General features: G+C 39.8%; 2 protein-coding genes. Both read left to right on the forward strand.

What is annotated here, in order from left to right:
• On the forward strand, positions 1–250 hold a 250-nt coding region (locus ACEW8O_RS09180; protein ID WP_373494329.1), incomplete at its 5' end, for a YceI family protein.
• Positions 251–330: 80 nt separating this feature from the next.
• Positions 331–1359, forward strand: a complete 1029-nt coding sequence (locus tag ACEW8O_RS09185; protein WP_373494330.1) for a hypothetical protein — start codon at positions 331–333, stop codon at positions 1357–1359.
• The last annotated feature ends 250 nt before the right edge of the window (positions 1360–1609 follow it).

The following is a 1609-nucleotide window of genomic DNA, read 5'->3' on the forward strand; positions in this document are numbered from 1 at the left end:
AAAGTTCGGGCAAATCGCCTTTGAGTCTACATCTGTCAAGAAAACCGGTGCAAATGAAATGAAGATAACAGGCTTGATAACCATCAAGGGGGTTCAAAAAAGCATCGAACTGATGGTTACTTCCAAGGAAAATGGCGGTAAAACAAGCCTGTTGATTTCGGGGACATTGAACAGAAGGGATTTTGGTGTTGGTGGATATAGTCTGGTGCTTTCGGATGATGTAAAATTAGATTTAAAAATCGAGGTTTAAGTATTCAGGTGTTTAGGATGATGGGACTGTATTTATTAAGTTTTGTTTTATTTTTCTCTTTGACCGACAGTACAGCAACAATGCAGGACAGCTCCTCGATAGCTTTCAACCATAAACCAAACCTCAAAGCATATCCCATCATCTATTACACCCCTGAAACAAAATTTGCTTTTGAGGGATTTGCCTATCTCAGTTGGGTTGCCCAGGGCACGGAAAGAAAATCCAACGTCAGGTTTTTTGCGGTCTATACCCAAAACAAACAACGCATCTTTATCTTACCCTGGCAGGCCTACCTGAAAAATGAAAAGATGTTCCTGGATGGCGGTTTCGATTTCAGAAGATTTCCTGAGTATTTCTATGGAATAGGTAACCAAACGCAGGAGGACAACAGGTTTTTGTATGATTTTACTGCATTTACCTTCGAGAACAAAGCTTTTTTCAAAACCTACAAAAATATTTTTGTGGGCTTGAACACACAATTTCTAAATCTTTGGCCCGGTGATTCAAATTTATTACCTGCTGAACTGAAATCAGGTGCATTGGGAATCAGTGAAGGCTATCGTTTCTTTGGCTTGGGGCCATCCATTCTATCCGATAGCAGGGATCAGATCCTATCTCCCACCAAAGGGAAGTACATGGAATTCAGTAGCCAATTTGGTATGGGTATAATGGAAGAAAGGAATATAAACTTTATCATCAATAAACTCGATGTAAGAACCTTTACCAGTTTGAACGAAAAGACTATCTGGGCTAATCAATTTTTGGCCCAGTATTCACTAGGAGAAGTTCCTTTTCGGAGTTTGCCTACTTTGGGTGGCCCTTATTTACATAGAGGCTACTATCAGGGCAGATTTAGGGACAATCACTTGCTCCTTATTCAGTCAGAAATTCGCAGATCCATAACATCAAGATGGGGTGTGGTGGGTTTCCTATCAGCCGGCAGGGTATATGCCGGAAAAAAGGATAATTTGTTAAGGGAAATCCATCCGGCTCTTGGAACCGGCTTAAGATATCAATTCAACAAAAATGACAAAACCAATATCCGCTTGGATTTCAGTATTACTCCTGATTCAAGAGGGGTATATTTGTTTTTTGCCGAAGCATTTTGAAATGGCAAAGGGCCTGTAAATTCCAATGTGGAAACTCATGGTTCGGAGGAAGGTTGTCCTCTCGAATTACTTAACAGAAAAATTTTTATATGTTGATAATGAAGCGTTTTACAATTTCAATACTCTTGGCCATAGCAGTTTTATTGGCTACCAGCCGTTGCATTACATTTCGAGAATCAAACAATAAGATTTCGAAGAAAATGCAGGTTGCCGGTCTGGATTTTTCGATTTCTTATGAAACCGTCTCCAT

It is taken from the genome of Aquiflexum sp., assembly GCF_041749095.1.
Classification (GTDB): Bacteria; Bacteroidota; Bacteroidia; order Cytophagales; family Cyclobacteriaceae; genus Aquiflexum.